This window comes from Thermomonospora cellulosilytica (genome assembly GCF_014138835.1).
Taxonomy (GTDB): domain Bacteria; phylum Actinomycetota; class Actinomycetes; order Streptosporangiales; family Streptosporangiaceae; genus Thermomonospora; species Thermomonospora amylolytica.
On the sequence record NZ_JACJII010000001.1, the window covers coordinates 481,003 to 496,044 of the forward strand.

The 15,042-nt window shown below is 71.2% G+C and carries 14 protein-coding genes and 1 riboswitch; of the genes, 7 read left to right on the plus strand and 7 right to left on the minus strand.

What is annotated here, in order from left to right; translation table 11 throughout:
- The first annotated feature begins 76 nt into the window (after positions 1–76).
- Positions 77–454: a hypothetical protein gene (locus HNR21_RS02330; protein WP_182703841.1), complete on the plus strand. Its 378-nt coding sequence runs from the start codon at positions 77–79 to the stop codon at positions 452–454.
- Between the two features lie 149 nt (positions 455–603).
- On the opposite strand, the gene HNR21_RS02335 is transcribed toward HNR21_RS02330, so the two are convergent.
- From HNR21_RS02335 to HNR21_RS02360, 6 genes are all read right to left on the minus strand, one after another.
- The gene (locus HNR21_RS02335) at positions 604–972 is read right to left on the minus strand and encodes a DUF1330 domain-containing protein (protein WP_119728138.1); all 369 of its coding nucleotides are present in this window, start codon (positions 970–972) and stop codon (positions 604–606) included.
- A 237-nt stretch (positions 973–1,209) separates the two neighbouring features.
- The gene (locus HNR21_RS02340; RefSeq protein WP_182703842.1) at positions 1,210–2,229 is read right to left on the minus strand and encodes a CHAP domain-containing protein; all 1,020 of its coding nucleotides are present in this window, start codon (positions 2,227–2,229) and stop codon (positions 1,210–1,212) included.
- Positions 2,230–2,231: 2 nt separating this feature from the next.
- Positions 2,232–2,371, minus strand: a riboswitch (cyclic di-AMP (ydaO/yuaA leader).
- A gap of 201 nt (positions 2,372–2,572) precedes the next feature.
- The gene (locus tag HNR21_RS02345) at positions 2,573–4,000 is read right to left on the minus strand and encodes a glycoside hydrolase family 5 protein (RefSeq protein WP_182703843.1); all 1,428 of its coding nucleotides are present in this window, start codon (positions 3,998–4,000) and stop codon (positions 2,573–2,575) included.
- Between the two features lie 49 nt (positions 4,001–4,049).
- Positions 4,050–4,973 (minus strand): carbohydrate ABC transporter permease, encoded by a 924-nt coding sequence (locus tag HNR21_RS02350; protein ID WP_312880787.1) that lies wholly within the window; start codon positions 4,971–4,973, stop codon positions 4,050–4,052.
- Entirely contained in the window at positions 4,970–5,878 is a 909-nt protein-coding gene (locus HNR21_RS02355; RefSeq protein WP_312880788.1) for a carbohydrate ABC transporter permease, read from the minus strand. Before HNR21_RS02355 ends, HNR21_RS02350 begins: the two co-directional genes overlap by 4 nt.
- 29 nt (positions 5,879–5,907) lie before the next feature.
- The gene (locus HNR21_RS02360; protein ID WP_312880789.1) at positions 5,908–7,203 is read right to left on the minus strand and encodes an extracellular solute-binding protein; all 1,296 of its coding nucleotides are present in this window, start codon (positions 7,201–7,203) and stop codon (positions 5,908–5,910) included.
- Positions 7,204–7,354: 151 nt separating this feature from the next.
- Here HNR21_RS02360 and HNR21_RS02365 point away from each other — a divergent pair, with 151 nt between their 5' ends.
- The 3 genes from HNR21_RS02365 to HNR21_RS02375 all read left to right on the plus strand — a co-directional run bounded on the left by HNR21_RS02365 (position 7,355) and on the right by HNR21_RS02375 (position 10,044).
- Complete coding sequence (locus tag HNR21_RS02365) at positions 7,355–8,407, plus strand: LacI family DNA-binding transcriptional regulator (RefSeq protein ID WP_119728135.1); 1,053 nt, start codon at positions 7,355–7,357, stop codon at positions 8,405–8,407.
- Between the two features lie 260 nt (positions 8,408–8,667).
- Complete coding sequence (locus HNR21_RS02370; protein WP_182703844.1) at positions 8,668–9,387, plus strand: hypothetical protein; 720 nt, start codon at positions 8,668–8,670, stop codon at positions 9,385–9,387.
- 192 nt (positions 9,388–9,579) lie between these two features.
- Positions 9,580–10,044, plus strand: a complete 465-nt coding sequence (locus tag HNR21_RS02375) for a four-helix bundle copper-binding protein (RefSeq protein WP_198679463.1) — start codon at positions 9,580–9,582, stop codon at positions 10,042–10,044.
- 59 nt (positions 10,045–10,103) lie between these two features.
- Here the strand turns inward: HNR21_RS02375 and HNR21_RS35815 are convergent, their stop codons facing one another.
- Positions 10,104–11,525, minus strand: coding sequence for a carbohydrate-binding protein (locus HNR21_RS35815; RefSeq protein WP_312880790.1), 1,422 nt, complete (start codon positions 11,523–11,525; stop codon positions 10,104–10,106).
- Positions 11,526–11,798: 273 nt separating this feature from the next.
- Between HNR21_RS35815 and HNR21_RS02385 the strand changes: the two genes are divergently transcribed.
- From HNR21_RS02385 to HNR21_RS02395, 3 genes are read left to right on the plus strand one after another with little or no spacing between them, the layout of a single operon-like run.
- Positions 11,799–13,169 carry an ABC transporter substrate-binding protein gene (locus HNR21_RS02385; protein ID WP_119728132.1) on the plus strand — a complete coding sequence of 457 codons (1,371 nt, stop codon included), beginning with the start codon at positions 11,799–11,801 and terminating at the stop codon, positions 13,167–13,169.
- On the plus strand, positions 13,166–14,140 hold the full coding sequence (locus HNR21_RS02390; protein WP_182703845.1) for a carbohydrate ABC transporter permease: 975 nt from the start codon (positions 13,166–13,168) through the stop codon (positions 14,138–14,140). The genes HNR21_RS02385 and HNR21_RS02390 overlap by 4 nt, the downstream gene beginning before the upstream one ends.
- A complete protein-coding gene (locus HNR21_RS02395; RefSeq protein WP_182703846.1) occupies positions 14,137–15,015 on the plus strand; it encodes a carbohydrate ABC transporter permease in 879 nt (292 codons plus the stop codon). Before HNR21_RS02390 ends, HNR21_RS02395 begins: the two co-directional genes overlap by 4 nt.
- Positions 15,016–15,042: the final 27 nt, after the last annotated feature.

The following is a 15,042-nucleotide window of genomic DNA, read 5'->3' on the forward strand; positions in this document are numbered from 1 at the left end:
CGTCACCGGGTTCGCCCGACATCACCGCCCGATATTCGAACCTCCATTCCGAGCCGACCGAAACGAGGAATCTCTTATGTCCACAAAGAGCGCACGGCCGGGATCACGGTTGTGGCCGCTGAAGTCCGCGCTGCTCAACCTCGGTCTGGGAGGTCTCGGCGTGCTGCCGTTGCACTTCGGCTGGTCGTTCCTGCACGACCACCCGCTCGCCGCTCTGGGCGTGACCTCCCCGGCTCCGAACGACGTCGACGACGGCGCCATGGCGGCCGTTGTCCTGGTGGTCGTGCTCACGCTGCCCATGCTGGGCGCCTTCGTCCTCGCCAACGTCCTGGCGGCGGACACCGCCGGGTTCCCCCAGCGGCACTGGGGGCTCGCCGTCCTGATGTTCCTGCTGCCGACGATGGCCGCCACCCTGTGGCCGAGCGCCGCCGCCGAACTGTTCCCCCCGTGGTGAGACCCGGAATCCCGGGGGACGGGCGGCCCGCCGTCCTGTGGCCGGTGTCGTCAGCGGGCTGATCCGCCGTGGCGAGAGCGAAGGCTCCTCAGCCCTTGCCCCACGGGACGGTGCGCGTCCCGTTCGGCGATCCGCCGGACGTATCCGGCTCAGCCCTTGCCCCAGGGGACGGTGGCCTGGAGGACGGCCTCGGTGAGGGCCTTGGTGCGCAGCTCGGTGACCTTCTGGTATTCGGGGTCGGCGACCATGCGGCTGAACGCCTCGCGGCTGGGATAACGGACCACCAGCACCGCGTCCCACGCCTGTCCCTCCTCGGCCACCAGGGCGGTGGAGCCCTGCCCGGCGTACAGCAGCTCGCCGCCGTACTTCTTGAGGAACGGGGCGGTGCGGCGGGTGTACTCCATGTAGGAGTCCTGGCCGCCGGGGGCGAAGCGCAGCAGGTTGAGCATGACCACCGGACCGCCGGGGTCCTCGTCCATGAGCCGCTTGAGGTCCTTGCCCGTGGGATCGACCGCCATGACGCCCTCCTCGTCGTCGCCGAACGGCGTTCAGTCTGGCACGGGCGGGCCGGCGGGCGGCGATGAGGGCCTGTGGGGCGGCCTGCTTTATGGAAGTTCGCAACCAGGACGGTCGGCGTGTTGTCTCCCGGCACAGTCGTGCACGCCGCCGAGCGGTTCCCGGTCGCGGGCCTTCGAGGCGTTCGAAGGCTGACCCGGCCGGGCCTGACGGGGAAGAGGGCCCGGCCGGGTAGCCGGTCAGCGGACGGCGGCGCCGTGTTCGGACTCGGCGATGATCGAGTCCCAGAACTCCAGGTCCTCGGTGTCCATCCGGGAGATCTGGCCCCAGAACTCGCGGTCCTCGGCCTCGGCCGCGACGGCGGCGCTGACCAGGGGCATCGCCACGGTCTGGGCGTCGGCCGCGGTGAGGTCGGCGGGGGCGAGGTCGGCGGGCAGTTCCACCGGGGCGCGGTGGTGGCGGCCGCGCTTGCGGAGCCGGACCGGGGAACTCGTGGGGAGCTTCGGCGCGGAGAGCGCCGGGAGCCTGGCCGGGAGGCGGGTCAGGACGCTCCTGCCCACGGCGAGCGCCACGGTGCCGGCGACGGCGACGGTCAGGACGTCGGCGAACACCGGTGCGTCCGGGACGGGCGGGAGGAGGCCGTCCCGGGCCTCGCCGACGCCCTGCACGGGCCTGCCGCCGGTGTCGCCGCCGATCTGCTCGACGGAGGCGGGGGCGGCGTGCTTGGGCCGGTACTTGACGGCGGTGTCGCCGGAGCGGGAGCCGCCGCCGATGACCTCCTCGACGGAACGGCCGGGGACGTGCACCTTGGCGGGGTAGCCGTAGCCCACGATGTTCTGGGGGGAACGCACCTGCCGCTTGAGGTAGATGCCGTCGCTGTTGGCCTCGATGGTGTGGATCCGGTCGCCCTCGACCTTCTCGACGATCCCCACGTGGTCGATGTTGTCGATGCTCTTGGTGCCCGACCAGTCGAAGAAGACGATCGCGCCGGGCTCCGGCTCGGTGCCCCAGGCGCCCTTACGGGCGAACCACTGGGCGTGGAAGACCGTGTAGGCGAACTGGCCCGCCCATTCGGTCACCCCGGCCTTGTCGGCGGCCCAGGCCAGGAACATGTCGCACCAGGGCGCGGTGGCGAAGTAGGAGCTGTTGTCGACGTTCTTGCCGTACCAGTCGCCGTACTTTGTGTACCCTCCCGATTTCTCCGTGTAGCCAAGCTCGGCCTTGGCGATGTCGAGCAACTTTTCCCCGATGGGATCCATGCGCTCTCCTTCGAGACCGCCTACCGGGTTAGCTGACGGGTTCGGGCCAGGAGTCGCCCTACCGCGCACGGCGGATTCACCCCAGGAAGCGTGGGTCCCCGGCTCCCGCGGCGCGATGTGAGGGGTTCGGCGCCGCCGGGACTCGGCGTCCGATCCGCACCGCCCGGGATGGCGGTTACCGACGGACCGGTATCACGGAAAGGTACAGACCTATTAAAAATAGGACAACCTGGATCAAGGAGCCCCAAAGGTAAAATCACTCAGCGTGGCGACTGCGTCGCCCAGCGCACGGAAGCCCGGGTGACCGGACCGGCGGCCCGCCGGTCCGGCCGTCCCCCGAGCCTCAGCCCGCGCGCAGCGCGCCGGACGAACCGGCCTCCTGCGGCCTGCACCGCTCGGCCAGGATCCGGGCCAGCGGCTCGCGGCGCACGCACGCGGCGAACGAGAACGAGTCGGCCAGCGCGTCCAGCTCCCCGTCGTCCAGGCCGCGGAACAGCTCGGCGTACTCCACGGTCAGCGGCTGCGAGAACAGGATGTGCCGTACCAGGTCCTCGGTGTACTTGCGGCGCCCGAACGGATAGGGGTCGTAGTCCGGGAACTGCTCGTCCATGAACGCGTGCAGCGGATCCACCACATGCCTGATGCCCTCATCGGTCGACCCCCAGTGGTCCGCGCCCAGCCGCGCCTTCTTCGCCATGAAGTCGCCGAACCGCCGCGCGTACGCGCTGTCCGGCGCGATGTGCACCAGCCCCTGCAGCCCCACGTCCTTGTAGGTCCACAGCGACCAGCCCGCCTCGTGGGCGTCGTAGATGTCGAGCTGGTCGCGCAGGATCTGGTACCGCTGCTCGTCCCGCTCGGGGTCGCCGGTGTAGACCGGGCCGAACTCGCCCACCCAGATCGGCGTCCCGGTGCGGCGCTGGTACTCGGACCGCTCCAGGAACTTGCGCTCCAACTGGTCGCGGTCCACCCACACGCCCTCGGTGTAACCCGGGTACGGCCCGCCGTACACGAACCCCGCCAGCGCATAGTCGTGGCAGGTGTAGACGGTGTTCTCCCACGGGTCCCCGAACATGTCGAACCGGGTCGAGTAGGTGTTGCCGTCCAGGAAGATGACGTGCCGCGGGTCCACCTCGCGGACGGCCTGCACCAGCCGGGCGTAGAACGGCCCGATGATCTCCCCGGTCGGGTCGGCGGGCTCGTTCAACAGGTTGTGCCCGGCCACCCACGGGTTGTCGGCGTACCGTTCGGCCATCACCCGCCACAGGTTGACCAGCCGGTCCTGGAAGTGCCGGTGCTCCCAGAACGCCGGCAGGTGGGTGGGGTTGTCGCTGTGCCAGTGGTGGTTCTGGCAGCCGGGCGCGGCGTGCAGGTCCAGCACCGTGTAGATGCCGTGCCGGGCGCACAGGTCGATCACCCGGTCCAGGTGCGCGAACCCCTCCTCGAGGATCTCGAACGGCGCCCGGTCGTCCTCGAAGTGCCGGTAGTTCAGCGGGATCCGCACGCAGTTCAGCCCCAGCGAGGCCAGGAACGCCGCGTCCGCCTCGTCGAAGAACACCGTCAGCAGCCGGTCGAAGAAGCGGTGGTAGCGCTCCTCCCCCAGCACCTGGCGCACCGTCCGGCGCATCAACGTCTCGTTGGCCGGATAGCCGGTGATGAAGTTCTCCATGTTGAGCCAGCCGCCGAGCCCGACGCCGCGCAGGCGCACCGGGGTCCCGGAGCCGTCGACGAGCCGGGCGCCGGCCACCCGGAGGAAACGCTGGTCATCGGTCATGAGCACTCCGTTTCTCGAACACGTTGTCGCCCGCCGTCCGGCAGAGGCGTCACTTGCCGAACCCGGCGGTCAGCCCGCTCACCAGGCGGCGGCGGCCGATCGCGTAGAACAGCAGCACGGGCAGCACCGACAGCGTCATGGCCGCCATCAGCGCCGGGACATTGGAGGTGTACTGGCCCTGCAGGCTCCACAGCCCCATCGTCAGCACCCGCTGGTCCTGCGACTGGGTGAGCACCAGCGGGAACAGGAAGCCGTTCCAGGCGTTCACCGCCACGTAGACGGCGACGGTGATCAGGCCCGGCCGGCTCAGCGGGAGCACCAGCGTGCGCAGCGCCTCCATCGGACCGCCGCCGTCCAGCGCCAGCGCCTCGTACAGCTCATTGGGTATCTCGCGCAGCGTGCTGGTCAGCACCAGCACCGCCACCGGCAGCAGGAACGCCACCGTGGGCAGGATGATCCCGGCCAGCGAGTCGTACATGTGCATCCGGGTGATCAGCAGGTAGAGCGGGACGATCACCGCCTGGGACGGGATGGCCAGCCCGAGCAGCATCATCGAGAAGCCGGTCCGGATCAGCGGGTGCCGGCCGCGCACGATGGCGTACGCCGCGGGCAGCGCCAGGGCCAGCACCAGCACGATCGACACGACGGTGACGATCGCGGTGTTGACGAAGTACCGGCCGAACTCCCCGGTCAGCACCAGCCGGTAGTTGTCCAGCGTCGGCGAGGTCGGCGGGGCCAGCGGACCGGCGGTCAGGTAGTCGGCGCGGGTCCGCAGGCTCACCGTGACCAGGTAGTAGACCGGCATGCCGACGACGACCAGCCACGCCAGGGCGCCCAGGGCGGCGAGCGGGTTGGCCCGCCGCAGGAACGGCGGCCACCGGGAGCCGTCCCGGCGCGGGCCCGGCCGGGCGGGCCGGGCGTGCGCGCCGGCCTGCGCGGTGCGGGCCCTGCGGGTCTCCTGTCGGGTCGTCACATCCCCTCCCGGCTGCTGTCCATCCGGGAGTAACCGGTCATCCTGACGATGCCGATCGACAGCGCGGTGCCCGCCACGACCAGCAGCACCGCCAGCGCGCTGGCGTAGCCCATCTCGAACGCCTCGAAGCCGGTGATGTACATGTGCAGCGGCAGCACGCGGGTCGCGGTGCCCGGCCCGCCCCCGGTGATCAGCAGGATGGTCTCGAAGTAGGTCAGCGAGCCGACCACGATCAGCACGCTGGAGGACACGATCGTGTGCCGCAGCTGCGGCAGCGTGATCGACCGGAACTGGCGCACCCGCCCGGCCCCGTCGATGGCCGCCGCCTCGTACAGCGACCGCGGGATCTGCCGGGTCGCGGCCTGGTACAGCAGCATGTGGAACGGAATGAACTGCCAGGACACCACCAGCGCCATCGCGGCCAGGGCCCGCCCCGGATCGCCGAGGACGTTGCCGTCCGGGGCGCCCAGCAGCGGGCCGATCAGCTCGGCCAGCCCGAAGTTGGGGTCCAGCAGCGACTGCCACAGCAGCGCCACCGCGGCGTTGGACATCAGCAGCGGCACGAAGAACACCGCGCTCAGCGCCGCCCGGCCGCGCCCGGGTGCGGCCGCCCAGACGCCCAGCAGCAGGCTGATCGGGGTCTGCACCAGCCAGGCGACCGCGGTCAGGATCAGCGACAGCCGGATCGAGGAGCCCAGCGTGGGGTCCTCGGCGAGCCGGGACCAGTTGGCGGCGCCGGCCCACCGGGGCATGCCGAGCCCGTTCCAGTGGGTGAAGCTGAGGCCGACGACCAGGACCAGCGGCACCACCGCGAACACCAGGAAGTAGAAGAACGCGGGCGCGGCCCAGATCACCCCGGGACGCTGGTGCACCGGGCTCCGGCCGTGGAGCCGGCCGGTCTTCACCGGGCCGGCTCCACGGGATGAGCGGACTTTCACTTGATCTTGTCCATGGCGTCGGCGAACTGCTGCGGCGTGATGTCCTTGAGGAACAGCTTCGACAGGTTGGTCAGCATCGCCTCGGCGACGTTGGGGGGCAGCGCCTGGTCCCACGACTGGGTGAAGTTGGGCGCCCCGGACACCAGCCCGTAGATGAAGGTGCCGTACTCGGGGGCGGGGCCGCTGCGCAGCTGGGGCTCCACGCCCTTGATGGCCGGCACCTCACCGACGCTGATCATCCCGCGGATGTAGGCGTCGGAGGTCAGCCCCTCCTTGAGGAACCGCACCGCGGCCTCCTTGTCCTTGGAGCCGGCGCTGACCGACATGTAGTTGGAGGGGTTGCCGACGATGTTCTTCGGGTCGCCCTGGCCGCCGGGCACGGACGGGAACGCCGTCCAGCCCATCCGGTCCTTCTTGACGAAGTCGGGGTTCTGCTCGAGCTGCGTGGCGTACTCCCACGAGCCCATCAGGTGCATGGCGGCCTTGCCCTGGGCGAAGATCGTGGAGGCGCCGCCCACGTCGTAGTCGACGGAGGCGTAGTTGGTGCCGAACGCCCCGCGGTCCACCAGCTCGCGGATCATCGTCAGCGCGCGCAGCACGGACGGGTCCTTCCAGGCGCCCGGCCTGCGCTCGACGATGGCCTGGAAGGGAGCGGGTCCGCCGATGCGGTCCAGCAGGTACTCCAGCCACATCAGCTCGGTCCATGCCTGCGAGCCGGCCAGCGCGAACGGGGTGACGCCGCGGTCCTTGAAGACGTCGACCAGCCGCAGCAGGTCGTCCCAGGTCTTCGGCGGCTGCTGCCCGGCCTTGGCGAAGACGTCCTTGTTGTAGAAGAGCACGATGGGCTGCATGCCGCGCTCGGGGACGCCGTAGTACTTGCCGTTGATCTGGGCGGTCTTCATCACGACCGGCAGGAACCTGTCCCGCCAGGCCGGGTCGGCGTTCAGCGCGCCGGTCAGGTCGTGCACCTGCCCCGCGTCCACGTACTGCTTGAGGTTGCCGCCGCCCCAGTTCATGAAGACGTCGGGCGCCTGCGGCGATCCCATGGCGACCTGCAGCTTCTGCTTGTACGGGTCGTTGAGGAAGGTCTCCATCTTGACCTTGGGGTCGGCGGACTTGTTGTAGGCGGCCACCGCCTCCCGCTCGGCCCTGTTGACCCCGTCCTGCAACGACCACACCCGTACCTCGCCGGAACCGCCTCCGGCCGGGCCTGAGCTCCCGCACGCGCTGAGCGCCAGCGCGGATGCGGCGACCAGGGCCAGGTACCTGGCTCTGCGACGAACCCTGAGCACCTCTCGCACCTCCCAAGGCGACGCCCCCGGACCGCCGCACTCGAAACATTGCCGATATGTTTCGGAAACTAGGAGCCGCGGGAAGGCCCTGTCAATACCTGGATATGTCCCGGTTCACAGGAGTCCGCGATCCGAAAATTTTCGGAGTAGGATGCCGGTACCAGAGAAGGTGAGGTCTGCCTTGACGAATCGGAGCCGGGGGCACGTCACGATCACCGCCATCGCCCGAGAGGCCGGAGTGTCGGTCTCGACGGTGTCCAAGGTGCTCAACGGCCGTGCCGACGTCGCGGAGGGCACCCGTTCGCGGGTGGAGGAGCTGCTGGCCAAGCACGCCTATCCGCGGGGCCGCCGGCGCGGCGCCCCCGCGGAGCCGGCCGGGTTGATCGACCTGGTCTTCGACGAGCTGGACAGCCCGTGGGCGGTGGAGATCATCCGGGGCGCCGAGGAGGTCGCGCACGCCCAGGGGGTCGGCACCGTGGTGTCGGCCATCCACGCCGGCTCCGAGCCGGCCCGCCAGTGGCTGGACAACCTGGAACGGCGCGGCTCCGAGGGCGTGGTGCTGGTGCTGGACGAGCTGGACCCGGCCCGCCGGGCCCGGCTGGAGGCGCTGCGGGTGCCGTGCGTGGTCATCGACCCGCGCGGCGAGCCCGACCCGCAGGTGCCCTCGATCGGCGCCGCCAACTGGGCCGGCGGGCTGGCCGCCACCCAGCACCTGATCGACCTGGGCCACCGCCGGATCGGGATCATCAGCGGGCCGGCCGGGGTGCTGTGCAGCCGCGCCCGGCTGGACGGCTACCGGGGCGCGCTGGAGGCCGCCGGGCTGCCGGCCGACCCGGAGCTGGTCCGGCACGGCGACTTCCACCTCGAGAGCGGCTACGTGCAGGCCGCCCGGCTGCTGGAGCTGCCCGACCCGCCCACCGCGATCTTCGCCGGCTCCGACCAGCAGGCGTTCGGGGCCTGCGAGGCGGCCCGCGAGCGCGGCCTGCGCATCCCGCAGGACCTGAGCATCGTCGGCTTCGACGACCTGCCGGTGTCCCGCTGGTTCTCCCCGCCGCTGACCACGGTCCGCCAGCCGCTGGCCGAGATGGGCTCGCTGGCCGCCCGGATGCTGCTGCGGCTGGCCCGCGGCGAGACCCTGGAGACCCGGCGGGTCGAGCTGGCCACCGGGCTGGTGGTCCGGGAGAGCACCGCGCCGCCCCGGTGACCACCGTGGTCACGGGCGTAACAGGGACCCCGCCCGCGACCCTAACCTAACGTGACGGTAGAATGCCCTCCTCCCAGCTTGTCAGGGCGTTCCCGACAGGAGCAACGGCGTGCCGAACCGATCGCACCGGATCACGTCCGGGCACGGCCGCCCGCCCGAACCCGACCGTGTGACCGGGCGCCTGTCGGCCGGGCCGCTCTGAGCGCCACCCCCAAGTCTCGGCCCCCGTCACGCAGACCACCGAACCCTCAGGAGGTCCCATGACCCTCGGCACGCTGCCGGCCACCACGCTCGTACGCCTCGGCGACCGGGCCGCCGCCCTGCTGTCGCCCGCCGGCAAGGTCGGCATCGTCCGCGGTTACGGGCGCGCCGGCCGCACCCGCGGCGACCAACTCCGCCGGATGCTGGCGGCCCGCGGGCTGTCCACCGTGGACATCCCGCCGGTGCTGCGCCGCCGCAACGCCCTGGCCGACCTGCGCCGGTTCGCCGGGGACGTGGAGCTGCTCATCGACGTCACCCGCCGCGACGGCGACGGCCACCGGCTGGCGGCGCTGCTCGGCTGCCCGCTGCTGACCGACCGGGAGGAGGGGCCCGAGCCGGTCCGCGCCGTGATCGGGATGACCGAGGGCGAGGAGCTGGTCGACGCCGCGCTGACCACCGTGGCGCTGCGCCCGCTCGGCGACGACGCCCGGCTGGCGCTGCGGGTGGACGGCCGCGCCGTCGAGCCCGCGGCCGGGGCCACCGTGGTGGTGTCGCTGGAGGCGGGCACCGGCCGGCTGCGCTGCACGGTGGCCGGCGAGGACTCCGCCGACGCCGAGCAGATCGTGGTCCGCCCGTCGGCGGGCACCTATGTCATCGTCCGCGACGGCCAGCCGGTCGCCGACCTCACCGACGCGGTGCACCTGGCGGCGGTCGTCCGCCCGCTGACCGTGACGGCGCCGTCCACCGGCCCCGAACTGGCCGAGGAACTGGCCGGGTAGCGGCCCCGGCACCCGGGGTGAGCCTTCCGTGACGGGAGAGTACAGTGTCTCCCCGCGGAGCGGGTCTGCACATTCGCGGCGTGCCGCCCGCTCCGCCCCTTTTCCCCTCGGGGCGGCACGGACCATGCATAGCCGGTGAGGGCCGGGTACGGCGGTAGGGACCGAGCAATCCGTTCGGGAAGGAGTCCCGACATGACGTACACGGCCCAGATGCTGGAGACCTATCCGGCCGACGTTCACCTGGACCATCAGCAGCTGGCGTCCGTGATCGACTGCCTGACCACGTGCGCCCAGGCGTGTTCGGCCTGTGCGGACGCCTGCCTGTCCGAACCGGCCGAGGAGCTGCCGCGGCTGGCCCGGTGCATCCGCGACAACATGGACTGCGCCGACATCTGCCACACCACCGCGGCGGTGCTGTCGCGGCACACCGGTTACGACGCCTCGCTCACCCACGCGCAGGTCCAGGCCGCCATCCAGGCGACCAGGACGTGCGGCGACTCCTGCGCCGAGCACGCCGACGCGCACGAGCACTGCCGCATCTGCATGCAGGCGTGCCGGGAGGCCGAGGAGGCGATGCGGGGGCTGCTGCCCAAGCTGCAGCCGTCCGGCCGGGCGCCCGGCAAGCCCAGCCGGACCGCCCCGCAGCAGCAGGGCTGACGATCCGCGAACGCCGCGGGCGGCGACCCGGAAGGGGCGCCGCCCGCGCGTCGTTTCGGTCAGCTCGTCGAGAAGGTGAACCAGTTGACGTTCACGAAGTCGGCGGGCTGGCCGCTCTCGAACGTCAGGTAGACGGTGTGCCTGCCGGTCGTCGGGGTGATGTTGGCCGGCACGGTCCGCCAGCTCTGCCAGCCCCCGGTGTTGGAGATCGCGAAGTCACCGAGCACCGTCCCGGTGGGACTGCCGAGCCGGACCCGCACCAGGCCGCTGACCCCGGCCGGGGCGCCGGAGGCGACCCGGGCCTTGAACTGCCGTGCGGGCTCGGACCCGAAGTCGACGTTGTCGAAGCGGATCCAGTCGCCGTTCGCGACATGGGACACGTTCTGCCCGCCGCCGGTGTCGGTGGTGGTCTCCACCTGCACCCCGTTCTGGGCCGAGTAGCTCTCCGCCTGGATGGTGGAGCGGGCGTCGAAGCCGCCCGGAGGCGGGTCGGTCGGCGTGGTGCCGCCGCCGCTCTGCCAGACCGCCACGTAGTCCACGATCATCGGATGCCCGGGGACGGTGGCGGCGGTCGGGGTGCCGAACCCGGCGACCCCGTTGGGGAACGCCCCGCCCATCGCCACGTTCAGCAGCAGGAAGTAGCCGCCGTGGCCGGTCATGTTGTTCCAGGTGGTGGCGTCGAACCGGCTCTGGCTGACGGTGTGGTAGAGCTGGCCGTCGACGTACCAGCGGAGCTGGTTGGGGGTGACGCTGCGGTCCCACTCGAACCGGTAGGTGTGCATCGCCGACTGGCACGAGGCCCCGGGGCAGGCCCGGCTGGCGCCGATCCCGCTGGACTCGTTGCAGGGACCGCCCGGGTTGACCCCGCAGTGCAGCACGCCCCACACCGAGTTGATCCCGTTGACGTTCTCCATGATGTCGAACTCGCCGATGGCGGGCCAGTTCTGGTAGTTGCCCCGGTACGGGGACCCCAGCGCCCAGAACGCCGGCCAGTAGCCGAGCGCCGCGTCGCCGGTGACGTTCGGCATCTGGATCCGGCCCTCGATCCGCAGGATGCGGCCGTCGGCGGGCTTGAAGTCGGCGCGCCGGGTCTCGATCCGCGCCGACGTCCACTCGCCGGAGGCCGACCTGCGCGGCGTGATCCGCAGGTTGCCCTGGCCGTCGTGGCTCACGTTGGCCGGATCGGCGGTGTACCGCTGGATCTCCCCGGTGCCCCAGTTGGCGGGGCCGCCCGGGTAGCTGTGGCCGATGTCGATGATCCAGTTGTCGGAGGACGGGAGCGATCCGGCGGAGCCGTTGAAGTCGTCGCCCCACACCAGGCTCCATCCGGAGGGCGGCGGGGGGATCGACGCGCCGGCGGGCGCGGGCGCCGCCACGAGCGCGGCGGCGGGGATCGCCAGTGCGGCGACGGCCGCGAACGCGGCCCTGCGCCAGCGGCGGATCCGGGCGCGGAACGGGGACGCGCCCGAAGGCACCGGCACGGGCGCCAAAGGTCGTGCTGTGTCGGGCATGGCTGAGCCTTCCACTCGCAGGGGCGGGGGACCTTGCGAACGTCCGCGTGCCGGTCAATGTCCCCGCGCCCGGGCCCGCTGTCAACCCCTCCGGCGCAATTCGTGAGAGCGCTCTTTTAAGTTGGCGGCCCACAACATCCCATTCCAAAGCGGGGATTGACAGCTCACCCGGCCAGGCTCCACTCTCTCGTGAGAGCGCTCTCTCAAGCAGTCCCAGCACGCCACCCCCCCCGAGGACGGACCATGCCCGCACCCCACTTCCGGCGCTCCGGCGCACCCCACGGCGAGCCCCCGAAGACCTCCGGCGCGCACCCGAGGCCGGCCGGTCGCGCCCGGCGGCGCGGCCGGCTCGGCGCCGGGCTCGCCGCCGCCGCGCTCGTGCTCGCCGCCGGATGCGGCGGCGGGGGCGCCGACGACGGGAAGATCACGCTGACCGTCGACACCTTCAGTACGTTCGGGTACGAGGAACTGTTCAAGCAGTACGAGGCGCAGCACCCGAACATCCGGATCAAGCACCGCAACGTGGTGCAGCTCGACGACTACCTGCCCCGGCTGGAGAAGTGGATCGCCGCCGGCCGCGGGGCCGGCGACGTGGTGGCCATCGAGGAGGGCATCCTCACCAAGTTCATGGCCCAGCCCGACCGGTTCGTGAACCTGCTGGACCACGGGGCCGGATCGCTGCAGGGCAACTTCCTGGACTGGAAGTGGAGGCAGGCCCTCACCCCGGACGGCAGGTACCTGGTCGGGCTCGGCACCGACGTCGGCGGCCTGGCCATGTGCTATCGCACCGACCTGTTCGCCAAGGCGGGGCTGCCCACCGACCGGGAGAAGGTCGGCGAGCTGTGGCCCACCTGGGACGCCTACATCGCCACCGGCCAGAGGTTCGCGGCCAAGGTCAAGGACGCCAAGTTCGTCGACGGCGCGGTCAACCTCTACAACTCGATGCTCGCCCAGCAGGCCAGCCAGACCGTCGGCCACACCTACTTCGACCCCTCCGGCAAGCTCGTCGCCGCCGGCAACCCGGCGGTGAAGACGGCCTGGGACACCACCCTCAAGATCCAGCGGTCCGGGCTGTCGGCCGGGCTCAAGTCGTTCGAGCCGAGCTGGGGCACCGGGCTGAAGGAGGCCAGGTTCGCCACCATCGCCTGCCCGTCGTGGATGCTCGGCGTGATCAAGGAAAACGCGGGCGCCGCGGCGGCCGGCAAGTGGGACGTGGCGGCCATCCCGGGCGGCTCGGGCAGCCGGGGCGGCTCGTTCCTGGCGGTGCCCAGGGGCAGCGAGCACCCCAGGGAGGCCGCCGAGCTGGCGAAGTTCCTGACCAGCCCGCAGAGCCAGATCGCGGCGTTCAAGGCCCGCAACAACCTGCCGTCCTCGCCGCAGGCCCTCGACGACCCGGCGGTGAAGTCGTTCCGCAACGAGTACTTCAACAACGCGCCGGTCGGCGAGATCTACGCCGGTGGCGCCAAGGCCCTCAAGCCGCTGTACCTGGGCGAGGACACCAACCCGGTCAACCAGCGGTTCGAGGACGCGCTGCTGGCGGTCGAACAGGACAAGCTCACCCCGGACGCCGCCTGGACCAAGGCCCTCGCCGACGCGGAGCGCGAGGCCCGATGACCGCTCCGGCCCGCGTCCGGCGCGCCAAGGCGGATCTCCCCGCCCCGGCCGACCGTCCCGCGCGGCGGCGGTCGGCCGGGCGGCTGGCCCGCTGGGACGTGAAGTTCTCCCCGTACCTGTTCGTGTCCCCGTACTTCCTGCTGTTCGCGGCGTTCGGGGCGTTCCCGATGCTCTACACGCTGTGGGTGGCGCTGCACGACTGGGAGCTGGTGGGCTCGCGGGACTTCGTGGGTCTGGCCAACTTCCGGATGGTGCTGACCGACCCGCAGTTCTGGAACTCGGTGTGGAACACCGCCGGGATGTTCGTGGTCGCCACCGTTCCGCAGCTGCTGCTGGCGCTGCTGCTGGCGAACGCGCTGAACCGGCGGATGCGGGGGCAGACGCTGCTGCGGATGGGCGTGCTCGCCCCGATGGTGACCTCGGTGGCCGCGGTGGCGATCGTGTTCAGCCAGCTGTTCAGCCGGGACTTCGGGCTGGTCAACTACGTGCTCGGCTGGTTCGGGGTGGAGCGCATCGACTGGGCGGCCGAGCGCTGGTCGTCGTGGCTGGCGATCAGCGTGATGGTCGACTGGCGGTGGACCGGCTACAACGCCCTGATCTACCTGGCGGCGATGCAGTCCATCCCCAGGGACCTGTACGAGGCGGCGGCGATCGACGGGGCGTCCCGGCGCCGGCAGTTCTGGACGATCACGCTGCCGATGCTGCGGCCGACCATCATCTTCACCGCGATCATCTCCACCATCGGCGGCTTCCAGCTGTTCACCGAGCCGCTGCTGTTCGGCAACGGGGACATGGCGGGCGGCTCGCTGCGCCAGTTCCAGACGGTGACCATGTACATGTTCGAGAACGCCTTCGGCCGCTTCGACTACGGCTACGCCTCGGCGGTCTCCTGGATGCTCTTCGTGATCATCCTGCTCGGTTCCCTGCTCAACTTCCTGTGGCTGCGCCGGGTCGGCGGAGGCAAAGCATGATCGTCATCAATTCCCGGCGTCCCCGGCGGCGGCGCGGGGGCACCCTGGCGACCCTGTGGGGCGCGGGCCCGCTCACCCGGATCACGCTGGCCGCCACCATCGTGCTGTCGGTGTTCCCGCTGTACTGGATGCTGGTGGTGGCCACCCGCACCAACGACGTGGTGGGCTCGGTGCCGCCGCCGGTCGTCCCCGGCGGGGAACTGGGCCGCAACCTGGCCCGGCTGTTCGGCGACGAGCAGGCCCGGTTCGGGCTCGGGCTGGTCAACTCGGCCGTCGCGGCCTCCGCCGTGACCGTCTCGACGCTGCTGTTCGCCTCGCTGGCCGGGTTCGCGTTCGCCAAGCTGCGCTTCCGCGGCCGCAACGGGCTGCTGCTGGTGATGCTGGCGACGATGATGGTCCCGGTGCAGATGGGGATCATCCCCCTCTACATGCTGATGGCCGAGATCGGCTGGACCGGGAAGCTGCAGGCCGTCATCGTGCCGTTCCTGGTCACCGGGTTCGGCGTGTTCATGATGCGGCAGTACACGATGCAGGCGCTGCCGGACGAGCTGATCGAGGCGGCGCGGATCGACGGCTGCTCCACCTGGCGGATCTACTGGAGCGTGGTGCTGCCGGTGCTGCGGCCGGCGATGGCGGTGCTCGGGCTGTTCACGTTCATGCAGACGTGGAACGAGTTCATCTGGCCGCTGGCGGTGCTCGACCCCGACAACCCGACCGTGCAGTACTCGCTGAACCTGCTGAACGGGTCCTACTACACCGACTACTCGCTGATGTTCACCGGCACGGCGGTCTCCACGCTCCCGCTGCTGGTGATCTTCCTGCTCTGCGGCCGCCAGCTCATCGGCGGCATCATGGACGGCGCCCTCAAGGCGTGACCGGCCCGCTCACCGACAACGACCACA